Source organism: Nitrincola sp. (assembly GCF_048264025.1).
GTDB lineage: Bacteria > Pseudomonadota > Gammaproteobacteria > Pseudomonadales > Balneatricaceae > Nitrincola.
Map to the genome: position 1 here is coordinate 18138 of NZ_JBLXDN010000016.1, position 21419 is coordinate 39556.

Consider the following 21419-nt stretch of genomic DNA (forward strand, 5'->3'; position numbering starts at 1 on the left):
CCAGAAAGTCGTTACCCAACTGAACATCTGCAAAAAATGCGCCACATTGCTCTATATGCCGAAAGTACGATTTCGCTGAGAACGCTCATCCATCTCTTGCTGCTCACGCTTATCGCGAGCATATTGCTCATCGGTGCGTGCTTTATCCGTTAATTTTTCAATACCTTTAAAACGCGCATAAACACTTTGCCAATATTGCTTGACCTGCTCCAACTGCTGCCGCGAAACCCGTATGGTGTCATGCTGTTGCCTTAACGCATGCTCCAAACGACCGATAAATGCCTGATGCTGCTGTAAGGAGTTGGTCGTCATACCCTGCTGTCCTGCCTGGGTAAACTGCTGCTGGTATTCCAGCATATAATTCTGTAACTGGATCAGTTGCGCTTCTGCCTGTTTAAGCCGCTTCTGTGCATCAGCCAAATACAGATCAGCCGTTTCTCGCTGACGCCGGGATAGGTCGAGCACAACACCCAGACGTTCGGAGCGGCTTTTATTCATCGCCGTTCACCGCGCATACCCTGTGACGGGTTCATTGACGGTGTTGGCATGCTCATCGACATAATCAATTCCTGGGTAGAGCGCTCTAGATCAAAAGACTCGGTCATCCCCTGTTGTAAATAGGCCTGCAATACCGGCAGCATATCTATCGCTCGGTCTGTCTGTGGATCACTACCGCGCACATAGGCACCCACTGCAATCAGATCAGCATTTTGCTGATAGCGTGAAAACAGCCGCTTGAACTCAAGCGCCTTGGCCAGATGTTCTGGCGAAATTACCTGCGGCATGACACGGCTGATAGACGCCTCAATATCTATAGCTGGATAATGCCCTTGTTCAGCCAAACGTCTAGACAAGACGATATGCCCATCCAAAATCGCTCGAGCCGCATCCGCAATCGGATCTTGCTGATCATCACCTTCTGTCAATACGGTATAGAATGCAGTAATAGAACCCTCACCTTCCTGCGAGTTACCTGCCCGCTCGACAAGGCGCGGCAAGCGTGCAAAAACAGAAGGGGGATAGCCTTTAGTTGCCGGTGGTTCGCCAACCGCTAAAGCAATTTCTCGCTGGGCCTGGGCGTAGCGCGTCAACGAGTCCATCAACAACAAGACTCGCTTGCCCTGAGCGCGAAAGTATTCAGCAATTCGTGTGGTAAGCTCCGCGGCCCTGAGACGCATCAAGGGGGAGTCGTCTGCTGGTGAGGCCACAACAACCGAGCGTGCCATACCCTCCGGCCCCAGGCTGTGATCGATAAACTCACGCACCTCTCGGCCACGTTCGCCGATCAAACCAACCACGGTGATATCTGCCGCAGTATAGCGTGTCATCATGCCAAGCAATACCGACTTACCGACACCACTTCCGGCAAATAAACCCAGGCGCTGACCACAACCCACCGTCAACAAACCATTTATGGAGCGAATTCCAACATCTAAAGAGGTGTCTATGGGATGGCGGGACAAGGGGTTAATGACCTCACCCTGCATAGGCACATAACGCTCCGCATCCAGCACCCCCTTACCATCAATAGGCTGCCCTATGCCATTAATCACCCGCCCCAGCAAGCCAAACCCCACAGGCACCAAACTACCGCTACGTTGTGGAATCACGCGAGCACCAGGCTGTAACCCATCAACACTATGCAGTGGCATCAGGTAGATTCGATCACCGGAAAAACCCACTACTTCAGCTTCGGAATACTGGCCTTTAAGCACTTCGATTTTACAGTAATCACCCAGCGCAACCTTCAAGCCAACCGCTTCCAACGTCAACCCAATCAGCCGCGTAATACGCCCGCTCACCTCAGGATAGGTCGGTGTAAATAATCCAGGGTCTTGCAAATGTGGTTGATTATGGAAAAGTGCCATAGGACCTCCGTTATTGCGGAGCAGACGAGGTGTATTTCCCCAGTGCAGCAGATAATTGCTCGGCAACCTGTTGAAAACGGGTTTCTACGGTGTAATCCACCCGACTATTTTCGGTCACCAGACGACAACCACCGGCCGTAATAGTCTCATCGGACACCAGCGTAAAACCTTCGCGTTGAGCGAGCCGCTCTAACGCATTTAGATCAACGGGATTGACCTGAACCTGGCAATTCAGCGTTGTCGAAGGCAACTCATCCAAAGCCGACACTACGGCCTTAACAATGTGCGCTTCACTGGCCTGCAGCTCGGCATGAATCACCGCTTCAGCAAAACGCCGAACCAGATCAATCAACAAGCCTTCAAGAGCTTTTTCTTGTTCAGCAATAGGCTGTCTGAAAGACAATTGCAGACTATCAAGCAATGCCAGTTGCCGCTTAATTTCAACTTCACCTGACGCCAAGCCCTGCTCATAGCCCTGCTTGTACCCGTCTGACTTCCCTTGCTCAAAACCTTCTTCGCGCCCCTGAGCAAAACCTTCTTTAAAGGCATCCTCTCGGATTTGCTCTATTTCAGCCAATGTCAGTTTTTCAGCGGCAACTTCTTCATCCGTCACCGTCACTTTTTCTTCCTGATAGACGGTATTAAAAGCGGACCCTTGCGGTTCACTTTCCATCGCTGGAAGCTCCCAGGCATTCAAGCGCCTGGCCTCAGCAGCCGGGATTCTAACGGGAAATATATTGTCCGCTTTCATAGGATTAAATCATATCATCACCGCCACCCAGCGTAATTTCGCCATCATCGGCAAGTCGTCGGGCAACGTTGAGTATTTCTTTCTGGGCAGACTCGACTTCGCTGATTCGTACAGGACCTTTCGCTTCAAGGTCATCACGCAGCAGCTCGGCAGCACGCTTGGACATGTTCTTGAAGATTTTTTCCTGCAGCTGCGTATCAGCCCCTTTAAGGGCCACAACCAGCTGATCTGTCTGAATTTCTCGCAAAATAACCTGAATGCCTCGATCTTCGACATCCAGTAAATTATCGAACACAAACATCAGATCAGAGATTTGATTCGCCAACCCTTCGTCGGTTTCTTTAATGGCATCCATCAGCTCGGCTTCTATCTGGGTGTCAATAAAGTTCATAATATTTGCCGCCGACTTCACCCCACCCAGACGAGTCAACTGAGTTGAGCGAGGACCACTGAACTGACTTTCCAGCATATCATTCAGCTCCTGCAAGGCCTGTGGTTGAATCTGGTCCAGTGCAGCAACACGCATGACAATATCCAGGCGCACTTTATCATCAAAAAAACTCAGAACACTTGCCGCCTGATCCGGCTCCAGATACGAGACTATGACAGCCTGAATCTGCGGATGTTCAAAGCGTATGATTTCGGCCACCTGTCGCGCGTCCATCCAACGCAACGTATCCAGACCCGAGGTATTGGTGCTGAACAGGATTCTGTCGATAAGCGTTTTAGCCTTATCTTCACCCAAGGCCTGATTTAACATTGCCCGGATATAGCGGTCATTATTGATGCCGATACCGGTTTGATCGCTGACAACATCCAGAAAATCTGAAACTACTGATTCGACTCGTGACTGCGGCACATTATCCAGACGTGACATAGCCTCACCTATCCGCTGCACCTCTTTCGGCCCAAGGTGCTTGAGTATTTCAGCAGCATCACTCTCACCCAGACTAATCAGCAGCACGGCAGCCTTTTCAATATCTGTCAGTCCGTCACTCACGCTCTACCACCCACTGCTTAATCGCTTGAGCCACACGGGCCGGATCTTCGGCTACCATACTGCGAATTTCATTCAACTGATAATCAAAACTTTCGTTAGGGGTGACCATAGCGGCAGACTCCACACCACCAAAAGTGACCTTATCGTCGGCTATACCTGAACCATTCAGAGAGTCCAGCTCAGCCGAGATCTGACCCGCCGGCCCCAGTTCATTTACGGATCGACTGCCACCAGCTGTAGACAGGTGCTTCAACACTGGGCGCAGAATCCCCAGAACAAGAATCAGCACAAATAACCCAGCGCCAAGCTGTTTAATCAAGTTCCAGAACCAGTCTTGCTGCCAAAAAGCCGTGTCCACCACTTCATACTCCTCAGGCGGCACAAAAGAAGAGTTAATCACATTAACGCTATCCCCTCGCAGCGCTGAAAAGCCCACGGCATTTTGAACCAGCAGACGCAAACGCTCCAGGTCTTCTTCTGACCAAGATGCCCTGCTCTGCTCACCCGTTGCAGGGTCAATATTAGTCAGGTCATCTACAACCACTGCAACCGACAAGCGTTTGACGCCTCCCATCTGCTGCCGGGTATAACTGATGCTACGATCCAGCTCAAAATTACGGGTAGCCTGGTTACGACTGGTTCCGGAACTCCCAGCTCCAGCAACAGCTCCATTAGCACCGGCTATTTCTGGCACCGCCACTGGACCTGGTGGCTGGTTTGCCAACGCCCCAGGAACACCGGCAGCAACATCACCCGCCTCGCGACGCTCTTCCATGGTCTGTTCGCTGCGTAAAGCTGGCAAATCAGGATTATAGACTTCACTGGCTTGTTCAATCTCAGTGAAGTCTATATCAGCAGATACCTCTGCACGGAAATTCCCCAGTCCAACAACCGGCTGCAGAATACTGTTTACTCGGTTAACCAGGGTGTCTTCAACCTGACGTACATACTCCAACTGCCGAGCCGCCAACACCACATCCGAATCGACATCGCGAATATTAAGTAATCGACCACGCTGATCGACAATAGTGACATCCTTGACATCCAGTTCTGGGATACTGGAAGCAACCAGATTAGCGATTGCGGCCACCTGATCACGCTCTAATTGGCGTCCGGAAAATAACTCTAAGAATACTGATGCACGGGGCTTACTCTGATCGCGGATGAAAACTGTGTCCTTCGGAATTGCCAAGTGAATACGCGCCGACCTGACAGCCATCATATTGGAGATAGTTCTGGCAAGCTCGCCTTCCAGGCCACGCCGGTAACGTGTGGTTTCCATAAACTGGCTACTACCCATACCATGGTCCTGATCCAACAGTTCAAAACCTATAGTTTTATCCGCAGAGAAGCCATCAGCGGCCAGTTGTAGCCGAGCCGTATGTACATGAGATTCTGGCACTAAAATAGCTCGCCCGTCCGCATCAAAGCGGTAGGGGATTTTATTCATACGCAGTTGTTCGATAACCTCATTGGCATCAGAAAAACTCAAGTTGGCGTAGAGAACTCGATAGTCTGGCTGCTGCGACCAAAGTACTACAGCAAAACCAATGGCGACGCTTGCGGCCAGTCCAATCATTAAACCCAACTGACGCAAAATCCCCAGGCCGTTGAACCCAGCCATGAGACCGCCTCTTGCATTTAATGGACCCGCTGTATTTTCCATTTATACCAACTCAGTTAGATAGGCATCTTCGAGACATCTTCATAGGCCTGAACCAGGCGGTTACGCACTTGGGTCAAAGCATCGAAGGAAATAGATGCTTTTTGCGCCTGGATCATCACCTGAGGCAAGTCAACACCCGGATCACCACGCTCATAAGACTCACGCATCTGGTTTGACATTTTTTGATTGGAGTTCACCTGATCCACAGCAGACTTAAGCAAGTCTGTAAATCCGGTACGCTCAGAATCTTTAATAGCATTTCCGGGAGCTTCAGACCGTAAGCCCGGCATCTCGATCTGGCGCGCAGCCTGCTGCATGTCTGACCGCATGGTTCGCATTTGCGCCAGAACACTATTGATATCAGACCGCTCAATCATGTTCAGACCTCATTGGATAGTGGCATTTTTTTGACATTATAGCGCCATTATTGAATAACAAGAAGTCGACAAGCAAAATAATGACAATTTTTTGTCGTATCCAATCATAAACCTGGCACCGTGAGTACAAAAATGCAAAAAGCAGGCCAATGCCTGCTTTTTTATAATGTAATTTTGACTTAAGCCAAACAGTCCTGCTAATCAGCCAAGGGAGCACCAAATTTTAGCCGCACATACATCAACGCAACCGTTATCGCATCACCCAACGCTGTGTGCCGCTGAATAATTGGAATATCCAGTTTCTTGGAGATAGTATCGAAACGCAGGTCTACATCACCACCAACCGTCTTCCATTTAATGATATCGTGATAGACGTGGGATAGCTCTATTGCCTTATTTGGCAAGCCAAAGCCATATTTCGGTCGGATATATTTATCCAGCATGCGAATATCATAATTTACATAATACCCAAGAATCGGACGATTGCCGACAAACTCCAGCACTTGCTCCAAGGCATCATCAAGCTCTATGCCATCAACCAGATCACTGGCGCGAATTTTATGTATCTTGATAGAATCCCCTGTCAGGGAAGCTGGCGGCTTGAGCTTAATATCCAGGCGCTCGCTGGTAATCACTCGCCGACCACGAATACGTACAGCACCTATAGACAGAATTTCGCCTTTCTTTACATCCAGACTGGTGGTTTCACAATCAAGTGAGACCACCTCATCACCCTTATAAGGTTCAAATAGAGGGGCATAGGGGCTGTCCCGAAACTCTCTGCGCTCTTTAAAGCGCCGGATTGTTCTTGGAATAATCATATTGTTATGAGCCTATATGGTAACGCGAAGCCAAGTGTTTCTTGAAATCCTTGACAATTCTTAACGCATCTCTGAGCAAATCCCTCTCCAGCTTATTCAAGCGCTGCAAATCAATAGCATTCGGTGTTTTATCTACGCCATCTGCACTCTCTTCCACGCGCTGAATTTGGTGCTTCAGCCGGATTTGCACGAACAAAGACAAAGCCTCAGACAAGTTTTCGCCCACGGATTTGCGCAACTGCTCCATTTCCACCAACACTTCTATGCGCTTAAAGGTATTAGTTTCCAGTATCCGATACTCCAGCGCCATAGTGCGAACACCATGCACTATCGGAAAAATACCGCCCTTCTTGATATCCAACATGCCTTTATCTTTCAGATTTCCAAAAAAAGTCAGTGGCGTATCAAAGTTCAGCGCGGCCTTGGCAAAATGCGAAAAAAAGATGTCGTTGTTTTTTATACTCCGAAGAAAAGCATTCCTGGCCACCTTAAACATAGCCGCATTACCGGCAAGCGGCTTCCCATCCACCGCAATAGCCAGCTTCATTACCGACTCACCGTCAAATTTTTGACTCCAGCGACTCAGTTTGGCAGCCCATTCGTTGGTGGAATTAACCCACTCCGGATTTGATACCATGATATTACCCGGACAGGGCGGGAAACCAAATGAGATCAAAGTCTCACTGAACTTCTGCATCACTTTATGCATTTCCGACCATTCCAGACCATCCCTGAATATCAGACCATTGTCCTGGTCAGTTTTCATTATTTGCTCGCCCCGTCCTTCTGAACCCATTACGATCAGACAAACATGCGGCCGCATATCATTAGGTATCACCAGATCAAACAGCTTGGAAATAATGCGGCCATTCATGGCGGCCAGCAACTCCATGGTAAAGCGAGTTTTCACCCCTGTTGAAATCAACGCCTTAATCAAGTCGGTCAGACCCTGAGCAGCTTCCCTCAGATCATCAAGGGTCTGTGCACGCTCAACACGCAAGCCAATGACATGTGAATGACTGGAAAAATGGCTCAGCACGTCTGTCAGCTCAACAATACCGAACAGCTCAGTGCCTCGCATTACCACCACACGCTCTATCTGCTGCTGCGTCATCATTATCAGCGCATTAAACAGATAGTCCTGCGGATCCGTAGTAATCAGACGGTAACTGGCAATTTCTGACACATCAGACTCCAGGGGCATATTCTTGATGATGACCGCATCAAGCAGATCCGTGCCGGTAACCATGCCATAGCGGTTACCTTTCTTAGCTAGAACACAATCTGCTTTCATTTCACGCATCATGCGGGTAGCTTCAAAAATCGACGTACCCTCCAGCACTATGAGCGGTTCACGGATAGTGCCATCTTCAATTCGCGCCAGCATAAACTCAGCCATATCTTGATTTTGACCATACTGAGCGACAATTTCACGTTTAGCGGTAAGGCTTTGCTGGAAATAATCAGCAAACAATGCATTACTGGCGATCAGATCCATCAAAGTTCGGGTGGGTAACACATGGCAGATAGTTTCTTCTACGGCAATAAAATTATGAATTGCCTTACCATTCAGAACCGACCAGCCACCAAAGTAATCTTCATCCTGATAATGAACAAACACACTGGCAGCCGCATCATTATCAACTAACTCGGAGCCGTCGCTTTCGCCCACCTTTCCCTTGAGCACAATAAAAACGCCTTCTGGTACCTCACCCGCCGTAATAATGGTTTCGCCTTTTTGGAAGTAAGCAATATCCAGATGGCTGTTAAGCATCGCCTGCTCTTTCTGACTCAGCAGGCTGAAGGGCAAGTTATCCATATTAAACGATTCTGACATAGTGACTCCTATTGTTATTATTCAGCGCATTGGGCTTACTGCTTGACAGGCAGCACAGCCACTTTAAAAAAAACGGTCATCAACAGCGTAACACCCAAATTCAGCAACATAGCGCAGGCCCCAAACGCTTCTGGTGAGAGTATCGTTGATAACGATGTTTGGCCCATTTGCATCAGACTCAGATCAAACACAAGGGTATAGGCCAGATAGCTGGTAAAGCCTGCTAATATGCCTGTAAACACGGCATAAGGATGCAGTCCCGGCCTGAAAATTAGCAACAAAGTAGGCGCAAACAAGGTAGCGGCGGCCAGCGCAATAATGCGGTTCATCAGTTCAATCAAGGTACCAGGCAGGATTAGCGCCAGAAGCCCAGCCATCAACAACATACACACCGCTACTAACCGCGCCAGCTTAAGCTCTGCTCTTTGCGTTAAACGTTTAGACAGTAGCTGGACAGCAGCAGAATGAGCAGCCGAAATCATTAACACCGAAGCACTGGATAGGATCGCGGCCACTATACCTACACTGAGTATACCTACCACCCACACAGGCATAGCAGAGACTTCCGGTATTAAAAATAAACGCAGCTCTTCTGCCACATATAACTCAGATGGAAAGCGCTGCTGCAGTGGCTCATAAATACCGGCGGCAGGATTGAGTATAAGCGGCTCTCCAGACAAACCGGTTTTATCATTGTATAAAGGCATTGAGCCTTCAAATGGCGATCCTGCTGCATACTGCACCTTGCCATCCTGGGTATGATCGTACCAGGCAAGTTGCTTATTTTGTTCCCAAGCGTAAAACCAGTCTGGCATGCGGCTATAAGCTGTACCCTCATTAAATTCACCATTAACGGACTGAATCAGGCGTAACTCACCCATGCTGGCGATGAGCGGCATGGAGGAATAGATCAGCCCGAGAAACACCAGCATCCAGACGGTGCTCTGGCTTATATCAGCCGTTTTTTTAACTGACTGGTAGCGTAACAACAGGTGAGGAAGGACGGCGACTCCAGCCATCAATGACAGCAGCAGGAATACAACATCCACAGTATCGCGCGAAGGCAGGTTTGACGTAAAACCCAACTGCTGTCTCAGACTGTCCAGCGACAACTGAAACTCAAAACCTGAACCCGAAAAAAAACTACGACTGAAAAGCACACCAAAGCGCTCATCAAACTTGCCAGCCAGATAGACAGATGGAATCATCAGTGCGCAAAAAAGGATGCAATACTGCAACATTTGCACTTGAGTCATCGCCTTCATTGACCCAAGTACGACATAGAAAAGCAGCAAAAACATGCTGATAATAACGCCAGCCTGAACAGACAACTGCAAATGTCTCGAAAAGATCAAACTCATTCCGCGCAACTGCAACGCCAACAGCAGAGTACTGATCAACACAACAATGATTAAGGCAAGGTATCCGACCAGGCGCGAGTTGTAACCCGCCCCAAGATAACCAGACAAACACAGCTTTCCGGAATGAAATTGAGCTGGTGCAACCCAAAGCCCCATTAAAACCAAACCAGCCAGCCAGCCTGTTAGTATTAGTTGACTATCCAGCGGGTTAACAGAAAATAGGCCAAACAAACCCAGAAAGGTTGCTGCACAGAGCCAGTCGGCCGCCGAAGCCATACCACTGGCCAAGGGTGTTGAACTACCACTTAGCGTGTAAAAATCCCGGCCAGACCCGCTACGGCTGGATACCATCACTAACAAATAAAATGTTGCCGTAGCGCCGACTAACAGAAATATAAACAGATCTGTTCGCATCTGATCATCCCCTGAGCGTTAACCAGCATTCACAGACCAATTTAGCAAAGCCCCTTCCGTGCCGATAGCCGAACTTTAGTCTCAGCGGCACTCAGTGCTGACACACAGCTTTATAAAGTGTATCCGAAGTATCCAGCGTGCGTAACCGTGTTATATCCGCCTGACGCGCTTCTGTCATAGGTAGTACTTCAGCCGTATCACAGTTGAGCAAATGTGCACGGTGAGTGACCAGATCGATATGTTTTTTTTCAAACCGGTAAAGAATAAACTCTACCAACGTAGCATCTTCCGTTTCATGCTTAACTAGGTTCTTGGTGTCCACAACTGTAAAAGCGACTGTCATTGGATAGAAATATGTCCAGGGACGCCAGAATACTTCACCACGCTCAGAGGAAATAACCACACTGCCCTCAGGTTGACGGCCTTGCTGATGATCAAACCAGGAGTACTCATAGTAGATCTGATACCCCAGCATACCAGCACCGGCAAACACCGGAATAATCCATTTAGGCAGCTTATTGCGCGTTATTGACCGAAGCAGCAGCGCAATACCAGCAGCCCCGAGACCTGCGAAAACCGTAGCAACCAAATTCCAAAACATAGATTTCAACTTCCTGAAATAAGTCGGGCTTCCGATTGGAAGCCCGATTTTGTGACCAACCCTTAACAGCAGTTAACTGTAACAGGTTTTTACAACTTAGTGATCTATCGCAGTACCGGCACCTTTAGGGTAACGAACGCTTTCAACCAGATCCTGAATCTCCTGTGGAGGCTCTTCAGTTGCATAAGATACTGCAAAGGCTACGGCAAAGTTAATCACCGCACCCACCGCACCGAAGGACAGTGGGGATACACCCAGTATCCAGTATTCCGGTTTGTTTTCCAGCATTTCTGTTCCAGGAATGAAGAACCAGCCCAGGTAGGTAAAGATGTACAACAAGGTTGCAATCAAACCTGCCAGCATACCGGCAATGGCACCTTTACTGTTCACACGCTTGGAGAAGATACCCATCATCAACACAGGGAAGAGTGATGCACCGGCAATACCAAAGGCCAGCGCCACTACCTGAGCTGCAAAGCCCGGTGGGTTCAGACCCAGATAGGTTGCCAGGAGAATCGCCACCCCCATCGAGATACGTGCCGCCAGCATTTCGCCTTTCTCACTGATATCTGGATTGATGGTGTTCTTGATCAAGTCATGACTGATGGCAGACGAGATCGCCAACAGCAGACCTGCCGCAGTTGACAGTGCCGCTGCAATACCACCTGCCGCGATCAACCCGATAACCCAACCAGGAAGATTGGCAATTTCAGGGTTAGCCAGTACCAGAATGTCGTTGTTAACAACCAGTTCATTACCTTCCCAACCACGTGCCTGAGCAGTCGTAGCAAAGTCAGCATTACCGTCGTTATACATCTGTATACGACCATCATTATTCTTATCGGTGAACGTGATCAGACCTGTGGTTTCCCAGGTTCTCACCCATTCAGGACGCTCGTCATACACCAGCGCATTATTCATTGCATCTTCATAGCTGGTCACCTGACCTGCGGCATCTGGATAAACAGTTGTCAGCAGATTCAAACGAGCCATAGAAGCAACAGCAGGAGCTGTCAAATACAGCAGTGCAATAAACACCAGCGCCCAACCAGCAGACCAACGTGCGTCAGCAACTTTAGGCACAGTGAAGAAGCGAATGATAACGTGAGGCAGACCGGCTGTACCCACCATCAGTGACAGAGTAAACAGAACCATGTTCAGTTTATTTGGCACATCAGCGGCATAGTCACGGAAGCCCAGTTCAGTCAGCACTTCACTCAGCTTAGCCAACAATGGCACACCGGATTCAGCATGTGTACTAAACATACCCAGTGGTGGAATCGGATTGTTAGTCAACTGCAGCGAGATAAACACAGCTGGAATCGTATAGGCAATGATCAGTACCACGTACTGAGCCACCTGAGTGTAAGTAATCCCTTTCATACCGCCGAAAACGGCATACAGGAATACAATCACCGCAGCGATCCAGATACCCATAGTATTGCTGACTTCGAGGAAGCGTGAGAAAGCCACACCAGCACCAGTCATCTGACCGATTACATAGGTAACCGATGCGATGATCAGACAGGCAACAGCTACCAGACGAGCACCACGACTGTAGAAGCGATCACCGATAAAGTCAGGCACTGTGAACTTACCGAACTTACGCAGATAAGGCGCCAGCAACATGGCCAGGATAACGTAACCACCGGTCCAACCCATCAGGAAGGAGGAGTTGGCATAACCACCAGCAGCCAAGAGGCCTGCCATGGAAATGAAGGATGCCGCTGACATCCAGTCAGCCGCTGTTGCCATACCATTAGTAATGGGGTTTACACCACCACCGGCAACATAGAACTCTTTGGTTGATCCTGCCCGCGCCCATATCGCTATACCGATATAGAGCGCAAACGAGGCACCTACGAATAGCAGGTTGATTGCAAATTGACTCATACCGGCTTACTCCTCGAGACCAAATTCTTTATCCAGCTTGTTCATTCTCCACGCATAGTGGAAAATAATCGCCAGGAAGCAAAGAATGGATCCCTGCTGGGCGAACCAGAAGCCAAGATCCGTGCCGCCTATTTCAATGCCGGCCAACAAAGGACGCAGCAGGATGGCGAAACCGTAGGAAACAAGAGCCCATACAAACAAGCTCCCGAAGATAAGCCGGACGTTAGCCGACCAGTACGCAGCAGCATTAGATTTTTCATCTGCCATAGTTACTCTCCATTTTTTTGTTATTGGAGTTGAGAAATTACCAAGAACAATCTTGCAAAATTAATCAGCGGAATAGAAGCCCCGACTTTAGTATGAACAACGCTCAGCAGCAACACTTATTCAAATATTTGTTGTTTTATATCAATCGATTAATTCGAAAAAATCAGAATTAACACCTAGCTAAACCTTTCGCCTTACAGGACAATAGTATAAGAACAAATCACCAGAGACTGTGCTGTGATCTACAAGACGTTACACTAGACCAAACTGATTGAATTTACAGGTAACCCTATGCTGTCCGGCTGGATCATAATTCTAATATCAATTACCTACCTGATGCTGCTGTTTGCGATCGCTTACTACGGTGACAAAAGCGCCACCGGACAACGCTGGGCCAGCCACCCAGTAGTCTATTCCTTGTCACTGGCCGTTTACTGCTCATCCTGGACCTTTTACGGTGCCGTGGGCCGGGCATCAACCACCGGCTGGGAGTTTATGGCCACGTATATCGGTCCGGTCATCGTGTTCATTCTTGGCTGGCACATGATTGAAAAAATCATTCTGGTCAGCAAGCAACAAAATATCACCACCATTGCTGACTTTATCTCTTCGCGCTATGGCAAAAGCCAAAGCCTCGCAGTTATGGTCACAGTCATCGCGGTGCTGGGCACCATGCCCTATATTGCCCTGCAACTCAAAGCCGTCGCCATCAGTTACAACGCCATAGCCCCAGGTACGACTGAAGCCCTCAGTAAAGGCAGTGATACGGCACTGTTTGTTGCCATACTCATGGCGACTTTCAGCATTTTGTTTGGCACACGTCACATTGATGCCACTGAGCATCATCCAGGCTTGGTATTGGCGGTTGCCTTTGAATCTGTCGTCAAACTCACCGCTTTTCTGGCGGTTGGTTTCTTTGTAGTGTTTTATCTTTTTGAGGGGCCGGCAAATACCCTTTCAGCCGTTTCAGAACAACTGCGATTTAATCCAAACTTTCAGACACCCTTTTCCGGCAGTTTTTTGACGGAAATACTACTCGCCTGTGCCGCTGTCATTTGTCTACCAAGGCAATTCCACGTTACCGTAGTTGAAAGCACCAACCCGCGCAGCTTGCTCATGGCCCGCTGGCTGTTTCCGCTTTACCTGATATTGCTGGGCCTGTTTGTGTTACCCATTGCGGTAGCCGGACTGGATATCTTTGCAGGCAGCAATACTGATGCTGATGCTTATGTACTCATGCTGCCCAGCGTAGCTGGCTGGGAATACCTCACTGTACTTGCCTTCATAGGGGGGCTATCAGCGGCAACCAGCATGGTCATTGTCGCCAGCATCACTTTATCTACCATGGTGTGCAATGACATTATCATGCCACTGCTGCTGCGTATTCGTTGGCTGAAGCTGTCTGAGTCTAAAGACCTGGGGGCTCTGCTATTGCGCGTCAGGCGCATCACTATTCTCGGACTGATGTTACTCGCCTATTTTTACTACCGTGTATTTGGTGATCATGGCCCCCTAGCCTCCTTTGGCCTACTCGCTTTTGTCGCTGCAATTCAGTTTTTGCCTGCAATCATTGGTGGCATTTACTGGAAAAATGCCACCCGCCACGGCGTACTGGCGGGCATGAGTGCAGGCATGCTGCTCTGGTGCTACACCTTGGTGTTACCCACCATGCGAGAAGCCAATGTCATACCTTCCGTACTGGATACCCTGCTACCTCCTACACTCAACACCGCTGAGTGGCTGCAGCCCACCGCCCTGTTCGGCTTCTCAGGCATGGATCCGCTCACACACGGGGTGTTCTGGAGCCTGTCAGTTAACCTGATCCTATATATTCTTATTTCCCGGCTTTCCTCTGGAAGGCTGGTTGACCGTATCCAGGCCAGCGCTTTTATCAACGCCTACAACAAAGACCTGTCTGATCAATCACGCCTGCTCGGACAGGTCACTGTCGGAGACCTGCAAACACTGACTGAACGCTTTCTGGGCTCACAGCGGACCGAACACGCCTTTACCGGATTTTCATTACAGCGAGGCGAGTCCTACCCCCTCAGTGGTGATAAAGCCACCTCTGAGCTGATTCAATATACCGAACGCTTACTTGCCGGTGTTATTGGTGCGTCTTCGGCACGTATCGTTATGGACTCAACCCTGCGTGGCAAAGAGATGCAGATAGGTGACGTCGTCGCCATCGTTGACGAAGCCTCACAAGCACTGCGATTTAACCGTTCCTTGCTACAGTCCACCATCGAAAATATCGGCATGGGAATCAGCGTAGTTGATCAACATCTGCGACTGGTCGCCTGGAACAAGCGTTATGTGGAAATGTTTGAGTACCCAGATGGATTGGTCTGCATTGGCCGGCCAATCGTGGATATTTTTCGGCATAATGCCAGCCGTGGCGAATACGGTGGCGGAGATACCGAGGTGCATGTACAGATGCGCTTACGTCTGCTGCAGGATCGGGAGCCGCACTCATACGAACGCCTGCGACCCGATGGTACGGTACTCGAAGTGCGTGGAAACCCCATGCCTAACGGTGGCTACGTAAATACCTACATGGATATCACTGAGCATAAGCGCATTGAAGAGGCGCTGCGTGAAAGTGAGCAGAATATTCGTATTTACACTGACAATGTGCCTGTGCTCATTGCCTACCTCGATCCCCAGCTACAATACCTATTCGTTAACAAAGCCTATGCGGACACCTTCGGGCTTGATCGCCACTCGATTGCCGGGGTGCCCTGTTATAAAGTGCTATCAGCAGAGGAATATGAATACCGACGCCACTATATAGATCAGGCACTGGCTGGTGAGCGTCAGCGTTTCGAAACCCGATTGCCTACACCGGATGGCAGCGACCGCTTTGCAGAAGTTACCTATATTCCTCATAAAGGCGAACATGGTGACCTACTGGGTTACTTTACCCTCTATCAGGATATTACTGAACGTCGACATGCTGAACTTGCCCTGCAGGAAACCAATGAAAACCTGGAAAATCGTGTACGCGAGCGCACCCTGGCTCTTTCGGTCGCCAACAAGGATCTGCGCAAGGAAAATACCATACGCGCACTCATGGAAGATGAACTGCGCCAAGCCAAATCTGAGGCTGAAGCCGCTAACCTGGGTAAAACACGCTTTCTGGCCGCTGCCAGTCATGACCTGCTACAACCCTTAAATGCCGCACGGCTTTTCACCTCGGCCCTGGCACAGCACAGTTATGAGCCGGAAGTTAATCAGTTAGTGGAAAACCTCGACGGTTCGTTGAGGGCCGCGGAAGAGCTCATCACCACCATACTGGATATATCAAAATTGGACGCTGGTGCACTGGAGGCGAACCCCAGACACTTCTCCCTGACCAGCTTGATGAGCAACCTATCGGCTGAGTTTTCAGCGCTAGCGAGCGAACGCCAGCTAAATTTTCGCCATGTGAACTGCAACCAGGTGATCTACTCAGACCCCACACTGTTGCGCCGCATCCTACAGAATTTTCTGTCCAACGCCATGCGCTACACTCAAACAGGCAAGGTATTGCTTGGAGCTCGCCGTACGGGCCAATCCTTGAGATTAGAAGTCTGGGATACAGGTGTCGGCATCCCGGATGACAAAATCAGTGAGATTTTTGAGGAATTCAAGCGAATTGATAACCCACGCCATAGCCAGGTTAAAGGACTGGGCCTGGGTCTGGCAATTACCGAGCGTATCGCCAGAATGCTCGGGCATGCAATAACGGTACGCTCATGGCAGGGTAAAGGATCTGTATTCAGCGTCACAGTACCACTGGGGCAAGCCGATCTGGCCGTGCGCAGCAAACCGGAGCAACGCGGCTGGATTCGTAGTAAAGGCCTGATCGGTATTCATATTCTGGTAATCGATAACGAACCCAAAATCCTTGAAGGCATGCAGGCATTACTCAAAGGCTGGTCCTGCGAAGTACTCACGGCCCTGAGTGCCGATGAGGCTGAAACACGAATCAGAGAGCAGAGTTTCACGCCAGACATTATTCTGGCAGACTATCATTTAAGTGATGTTCATACGGGGTTAATGGCACTGGAGCAACTGCAACCGCTCTGGCGTCAACCTGTACCGAGCATCGTAATCACCGCAGACCGCACTGAAGCGGTCAAAATGGAGATTGAAGCAGCAGCGGCTCAGCTATTAACCAAGCCAGTCAGACCCGCCGCCCTACGTGCCATGATCAATCGGGTGATTGCACAGGCACGCGAGTAGCTAAAAACCTCAGACTTCAGTTTTGGGCGGTTCAACACCCAGACGTTGAGCCGCTATAACGGCTTGGGTCCGACTGTGCACACCCAGCTTGCGTAAAATCGCAGTGACATGTGCCTTGATGGTGGCCTCCGAAACACTTAGTTCATAGGCAATTTGTTTGTTCAGCAAGCCTTCGGTCAGCATCGTCAGTACACGAAACTGCTGAGGCGTCAGCGAAGCAATCGCATTGGCAAATTTATAGTCTTCCTGGGGCAACTCATCCATGCTGTCACTGATATCTTGTGGTAACCACTCATCACCCTGAAGAACTTGGGAAATAGCTTCTGATATGGTTTCAAGTGGTGATGATTTCGGGATAAAGCCGGATGCACCGTAATCCATCGCACGCTTCATTACGTGCACTTCTTCACTGCCTGAAACCACGATAACAGGTACCGAAGGGTGCTGCCCTCGCAAGAACACCAAACCGGAAAACCCCTGTGCGCCAGGCATATGAATATCCAGCAGGATCAGATCAGCATCGGCATGCTGCTCAGCTGCTGCCTGCACTGCAGTTAATGAATCGGCTTCCACGATTTCAACACCCGGAACGGCCTGCAGGACAGCCTGCTTCAATGCGGCGCGAAATAACGGATGATCATCGGCGATTATAACTTTCTGTGCCAGTTGCATAGTGTGTCTCCCCCGACCCCAGTTTTTTTCAGAACCGCATAATAGCATCTCTTTAAATGCAAAACTCCCCCCTGACTTGAGTCAGAGGGGAGTTTTCAGGACAAAAACGCCTAATCAGGTATTTTTTCAGCTAGTTTTGCGGTTCATACGATGTTCAATCAGATCATCCACTACCGATGGATCGGCCAGAGTCGATGTATCGCCTAGCGCGCTGAAATCATCTTCTGCGATCTTGCGCAAAATACGGCGCATGATTTTACCAGAGCGTGTTTTCGGCATACCCGGTGAGAACTGAATCAAGTCAGGCGATGCAATCGGTCCAATCTCAGAACGAACCCAGTTACGCAGCTCTTTCATCAACTCTTCAGACTCTTCAAAGCCAGACTGCAGCGTTACATACACATAAATACCTTGCCCCTTCAGCTCATGCGGATAGCCAACTACCGCCGCCTCAGCAACTGCAGGGTGTGCAACCAGTGCAGATTCGACTTCAGCCGTACCCATACGGTGGCCAGACACGTTGATCACGTCATCTACACGTCCGGTAATCCAGTAGTAGCCATCTTCGTCACGACGGGCACCATCACCGGTAGTGTAATAACCTTTGAAGGTGGAGAAATACGTCTGAACATAACGTTCATGATCACCAAAGATAGTCCGGCTCTGCCCCGGCCAGGAGTCAGCAATAACCAGATTGCCATCGCCAGCGCCTTCAATCGGATTACCTTCATTATCAACCAAAGCTGGCTGTACACCGAAGAATGGACGGGTTGCAGAGCCAGGCTTCAGATCGGTAGCACCAGGAAGTGGTACAATCATGATGCCGCCTGTCTCGGTCTGCCACCAGGTATCTACAATCGGGCAATTGCCTTTACCAAAGATACGGTGGTACCAGGTCCAGGCTTCAGGGTTGATCGGCTCGCCAACAGAACCCAGCAGCTTCAAGCTAGACAGATCGGCATTACCCAGCACATCTTCACCCTGCTGCATCAGCGAGCGTATGGCGGTAGGTGCTGTATAGAACTGGTTAACCTTGTGTTTCTCAATAACACGACCGAAGCGGCTGAAATCAGGGTAGTTCGGCACCCCTTCAAACATCAGTGTGGTGGCGCCATTAGCCAGCGGACCGTAAACAATATAGGAGTGACCTGTTACCCAACCCACATCGGCGGTACACCAGTAAACATCGCCTTCATGGTAATCAAAGATGTATTCATGGGTCATCGCCGCATAAACCAGATAACCACCTGTCGTATGCTGCAGCCCCTTCGGCTGACCCGTTGAACCTGAGGTATACAGAATGAACATCGGATCTTCGGCATTCATCTCTTCTGGCACACTCTCAGTTGATGCCGCCGCACAAACTTCGTGATACCACACATCGCGATCACCGTGCCAAGCAACATCTTTGGTGGTGCGCTGAACCACCACAACTGACTTAGCATATTCACTGGCACCATGCTTATCGATGGCATCATCAACATTGGCTTTCAGTGGAACCTGCTTACCACCGCGCAATGAGTAGTTAGAGGTGATCACCAGTTTGGATTTGGCACCAATGATACGGCTTGCCAGTGCTTCCGGTGAAAAACCACCGAAAACGATAGAGTGGATTGCACCGATACGGGTACACGCCAGCATAGCCACAGCGGCTTCAGGGATCATCGGCAGGTACAGGGTAACTACATCGCCTTTGCCAACGCCCTGAGCTTTAAGGGCATTAGCAAACCGGCACACTCGCTCATGCAGGTCACGATAGGTGATTTTTTCGTCTTCATCAGGACTGTCACCTTCCCAGATGATCGCTACCTGATCACCACGGGTTTCAAGGTGGCGATCCAGGCAGTTGGCAGAGACGTTGAGGGTACCGTCTTCATACCATTTAATAGAAACATTATGTGGATCAAAAGAAGTGTTTTTAACCTTGGTGTAGGGCTTGATCCAGTCCAGGCGCTTACCCTGCTCTCCCCAGAAGGCTTCCGGATCATTAATGGACTGCTCGTACATCGCCAGATACTTGGCATTATCTATATGTGCGTTGGCAGCAAATTCCGGCTTGACCGGAAAAAGATTTTCTTGACTCATGGGTTGTCGTCCTTCGCTTAGGAATTGTTGTTATTGACTCTCACGCCGGATTATTACGCGAGGTAACGATACATTCAGGCGTTTCTAATTCTGGATACTCTGTTTATACAGAAGCCTTGAATGCCTCTTAATTAGACATTGGTCTGATCAAGGGGGCTACGTTAGTCCTATAGATCAACAAGAGCGAGCGCTCACTTACCAGCTAACACCTGCTCCAGATCGATTCCCTGCTCTCTGATTTTTGCCAGCTTATAACGCAAAGTACGCGGACTGATGCCCAGATGATCGGCTGCCAACTTACGACTGCCCTTAAAGCTAACCAAGGCTTCAACAATGATCTGATATTCATGCTGACGCAAATCCTGGTCCAACACGCCAGCACCTGATTCAGGCTTAAGGGTTTCTGGTCGATAATTATCCATCACTACCTCATCTTGCAGTGTGATAGAGGAATCCGAAAGATGCAAATCGGTGGGCTGAATCCGTGTACCGGATTGTAAAATCAAAGCCCGCTGTACGACATTATCCAACTCCCTGACGTTACCTGGCCAGAGGTGAGTGGTTAAAGCCGCCGCCGCCGCCTCAGATAAACTCACCAGATTACGACGCATTTTACCGCAATGATACTGCAGTAATCGTTGCGCCAGAGGGACTATATCCTCAGGTCGGTCCCGTAACGGCAACCACTGCAACGGAAAAACGTTCAAGCGGTAATACAGGTCTTCACGAAAACTACGATCGGCCACACACTGCACCAAATCACGATTACTGGTCGCCAACACCCTGACATTCAACTTAATCAGCTTACGGCTGCCGATGCGCTCGACCTCTTGTTCCTGCAGAACTCGCAGCAATTTTGCCTGCAGCCCAAGATCCATCTCACTGATTTCGTCTAGCAGCAGCGTCCCTCCGTTGGCCTGCTCAAATTTACCCGGCACGGCTTGAAGTGCACCGGTAAAAGCGCCTTTTTCATGGCCAAATAAGGTGGCTTCCAGCATACTTTCGGGAATAGCGGCGCAGTTTATTGCCACAAAGGGTTGATCCACTCGACCTGAGTGCGTGTGAATATAACGCGCCAGCACTTCCTTGCCCGTACCCGACTCCCCGGTAATCAGTACAGTCGAGTCGGTGACCGCCACACGACGAGCCAGTTGCAACAACTGCTGACTGGACGCCGCAACGGCGACAGGGTCCACTTCGGCGCCAGTATCCAAAACACCACCGGCATGGCGCTGCACCAGCTCGATAAGCTGTGAAGGCTCAAAGGGCTTCATCAAATAATCGACCGCTCCCTGGCGTATCGCGTCGACAGCACGCTCCACCTGTCCATAGGCAGTGATCAGCGCAACCGGTAACATCGGATAGGTTTTACGTACCTGTGCCAACAGCGCATGACCATCCATACCCGGCATATTAACGTCAGAAATGACCATATCCACGGCTTGAGTTTTCAGCAGTTGCAATGCCTCCTCGCCAGACCCCGCCTCCACATAGCCGATACCTTCAAGTGCCAAGGTATCAGTCAAGGCTTCGCGCAATCCCAGATCATCTTCTACGATCAGTACCTTGGATGTCATAG

At 49.7% G+C, this 21419-nt stretch carries 16 protein-coding genes; 1 reads left to right on the top strand and 15 read right to left on the bottom strand.

Annotated features, from left to right (window positions below; translation table 11 throughout):
• Window positions 1-51: 51 nt before the first annotated feature.
• The 12 genes from fliJ to ACN0R1_RS12840 form a co-directional block, all read right to left on the bottom strand.
• Window positions 52-498 carry a flagellar export protein FliJ gene (gene fliJ, locus ACN0R1_RS12785; RefSeq protein WP_417583426.1) on the bottom strand — a complete coding sequence of 149 codons (447 nt, stop codon included), beginning with the start codon at window positions 496-498 and terminating at the stop codon, window positions 52-54.
• Entirely contained in the window at window positions 495-1868 is a 1374-nt protein-coding gene (fliI, locus tag ACN0R1_RS12790) for a flagellar protein export ATPase FliI (protein ID WP_417583428.1), read from the bottom strand. The genes fliJ and fliI overlap by 4 nt, the downstream gene beginning before the upstream one ends.
• Window positions 1869-1878: 10 nt before the next feature.
• Window positions 1879-2619, bottom strand: coding sequence for a flagellar assembly protein FliH (locus ACN0R1_RS12795; protein ID WP_417583430.1), 741 nt, complete (start codon window positions 2617-2619; stop codon window positions 1879-1881).
• Between the two features lie 4 nt (window positions 2620-2623).
• Window positions 2624-3619 (bottom strand): flagellar motor switch protein FliG, encoded by a 996-nt coding sequence (gene fliG / locus ACN0R1_RS12800; protein ID WP_417583432.1) that lies wholly within the window; start codon window positions 3617-3619, stop codon window positions 2624-2626.
• Window positions 3612-5243 (bottom strand): flagellar basal-body MS-ring/collar protein FliF, encoded by a 1632-nt coding sequence (gene fliF, locus ACN0R1_RS12805; RefSeq protein WP_417583434.1) that lies wholly within the window; start codon window positions 5241-5243, stop codon window positions 3612-3614. Before fliF ends, fliG begins: the two co-directional genes overlap by 8 nt.
• A gap of 56 nt (window positions 5244-5299) precedes the next feature.
• Window positions 5300-5662: a flagellar hook-basal body complex protein FliE gene (gene fliE, locus ACN0R1_RS12810; protein ID WP_417583436.1), complete on the bottom strand. Its 363-nt coding sequence runs from the start codon at window positions 5660-5662 to the stop codon at window positions 5300-5302.
• A gap of 197 nt (window positions 5663-5859) precedes the next feature.
• Window positions 5860-6483 carry a 3'-5' exonuclease gene (locus tag ACN0R1_RS12815; RefSeq protein ID WP_417583438.1) on the bottom strand — a complete coding sequence of 208 codons (624 nt, stop codon included), beginning with the start codon at window positions 6481-6483 and terminating at the stop codon, window positions 5860-5862.
• Between the two features lie 4 nt (window positions 6484-6487).
• Window positions 6488-8320 (bottom strand): putative nucleotidyltransferase substrate binding domain-containing protein, encoded by a 1833-nt coding sequence (locus tag ACN0R1_RS12820; protein WP_417583440.1) that lies wholly within the window; start codon window positions 8318-8320, stop codon window positions 6488-6490.
• Window positions 8321-8355: 35 nt separating this feature from the next.
• Entirely contained in the window at window positions 8356-10095 is a 1740-nt protein-coding gene (locus tag ACN0R1_RS12825; protein WP_417583442.1) for a sodium:solute symporter family transporter, read from the bottom strand.
• 91 nt (window positions 10096-10186) lie between these two features.
• Window positions 10187-10696: a hypothetical protein gene (locus ACN0R1_RS12830; protein WP_417583444.1), complete on the bottom strand. Its 510-nt coding sequence runs from the start codon at window positions 10694-10696 to the stop codon at window positions 10187-10189.
• 96 nt (window positions 10697-10792) lie between these two features.
• Complete coding sequence (locus tag ACN0R1_RS12835) at window positions 10793-12589, bottom strand: sodium:solute symporter family protein (protein ID WP_417583446.1); 1797 nt, start codon at window positions 12587-12589, stop codon at window positions 10793-10795.
• 6 nt (window positions 12590-12595) lie between these two features.
• Window positions 12596-12856 carry a DUF4212 domain-containing protein gene (locus ACN0R1_RS12840; protein ID WP_417583448.1) on the bottom strand — a complete coding sequence of 87 codons (261 nt, stop codon included), beginning with the start codon at window positions 12854-12856 and terminating at the stop codon, window positions 12596-12598.
• 291 nt (window positions 12857-13147) lie between these two features.
• Between ACN0R1_RS12840 and ACN0R1_RS12845 the strand changes: the two genes are divergently transcribed.
• Window positions 13148-17083, top strand: coding sequence for a NahK/ErcS family hybrid sensor histidine kinase/response regulator (locus tag ACN0R1_RS12845; protein ID WP_417583450.1), 3936 nt, complete (start codon window positions 13148-13150; stop codon window positions 17081-17083).
• A 9-nt stretch (window positions 17084-17092) separates the two neighbouring features.
• Here ACN0R1_RS12845 and ACN0R1_RS12850 read toward each other — a convergent pair whose 3' ends face one another.
• The 3 genes from ACN0R1_RS12850 to ACN0R1_RS12860 form a co-directional block, all read right to left on the bottom strand.
• Window positions 17093-17755: a response regulator gene (locus ACN0R1_RS12850; RefSeq protein ID WP_417583452.1), complete on the bottom strand. Its 663-nt coding sequence runs from the start codon at window positions 17753-17755 to the stop codon at window positions 17093-17095.
• Window positions 17756-17881: 126 nt separating this feature from the next.
• Window positions 17882-19840: an acetate--CoA ligase gene (acs, locus tag ACN0R1_RS12855; protein ID WP_417583454.1), complete on the bottom strand. Its 1959-nt coding sequence runs from the start codon at window positions 19838-19840 to the stop codon at window positions 17882-17884.
• Between the two features lie 191 nt (window positions 19841-20031).
• On the bottom strand, window positions 20032-21417 hold the full coding sequence (locus ACN0R1_RS12860) for a sigma-54-dependent transcriptional regulator (protein ID WP_417583456.1): 1386 nt from the start codon (window positions 21415-21417) through the stop codon (window positions 20032-20034).
• Window positions 21418-21419 lie beyond the last annotated feature (2 nt).

Bases quoted from the DNA above. Each gene is read 5' to 3' on its own strand.
- acs (WP_417583454.1), bottom strand. From the start codon at position 19,840: ATGAGTCAAGAAAATCTTTTTCCGGTCAAGCCGGAATTTGCTGCCAAC.
- fliE (WP_417583436.1), bottom strand. From the start codon at position 5,662: ATGATTGAGCGGTCTGATATCAATAGTGTTCTGGCGCAAATGCGAACC.
- ACN0R1_RS12815 (WP_417583438.1), bottom strand. From the start codon at position 6,483: ATGATTATTCCAAGAACAATCCGGCGCTTTAAAGAGCGCAGAGAGTTT.
- ACN0R1_RS12795 (WP_417583430.1), bottom strand. From the start codon at position 2,619: ATGAAAGCGGACAATATATTTCCCGTTAGAATCCCGGCTGCTGAGGCC.
- fliJ (WP_417583426.1), bottom strand. From the start codon at position 498: ATGAATAAAAGCCGCTCCGAACGTCTGGGTGTTGTGCTCGACCTATCC.
- ACN0R1_RS12860 (WP_417583456.1), bottom strand. From the start codon at position 21,417: ATGACATCCAAGGTACTGATCGTAGAAGATGATCTGGGATTGCGCGAA.
- ACN0R1_RS12845 (WP_417583450.1), top strand. From the start codon at position 13,148: ATGCTGTCCGGCTGGATCATAATTCTAATATCAATTACCTACCTGATG.
- ACN0R1_RS12830 (WP_417583444.1), bottom strand. From the start codon at position 10,696: ATGTTTTGGAATTTGGTTGCTACGGTTTTCGCAGGTCTCGGGGCTGCT.
- ACN0R1_RS12850 (WP_417583452.1), bottom strand. From the start codon at position 17,755: ATGCAACTGGCACAGAAAGTTATAATCGCCGATGATCATCCGTTATTT.
- ACN0R1_RS12820 (WP_417583440.1), bottom strand. From the start codon at position 8,320: ATGTCAGAATCGTTTAATATGGATAACTTGCCCTTCAGCCTGCTGAGT.
- ACN0R1_RS12825 (WP_417583442.1), bottom strand. From the start codon at position 10,095: ATGCGAACAGATCTGTTTATATTTCTGTTAGTCGGCGCTACGGCAACA.
- ACN0R1_RS12840 (WP_417583448.1), bottom strand. From the start codon at position 12,856: ATGGCAGATGAAAAATCTAATGCTGCTGCGTACTGGTCGGCTAACGTC.
- ACN0R1_RS12835 (WP_417583446.1), bottom strand. From the start codon at position 12,589: ATGAGTCAATTTGCAATCAACCTGCTATTCGTAGGTGCCTCGTTTGCG.
- fliF (WP_417583434.1), bottom strand. From the start codon at position 5,243: ATGGCTGGGTTCAACGGCCTGGGGATTTTGCGTCAGTTGGGTTTAATG.
- fliI (WP_417583428.1), bottom strand. From the start codon at position 1,868: ATGGCACTTTTCCATAATCAACCACATTTGCAAGACCCTGGATTATTT.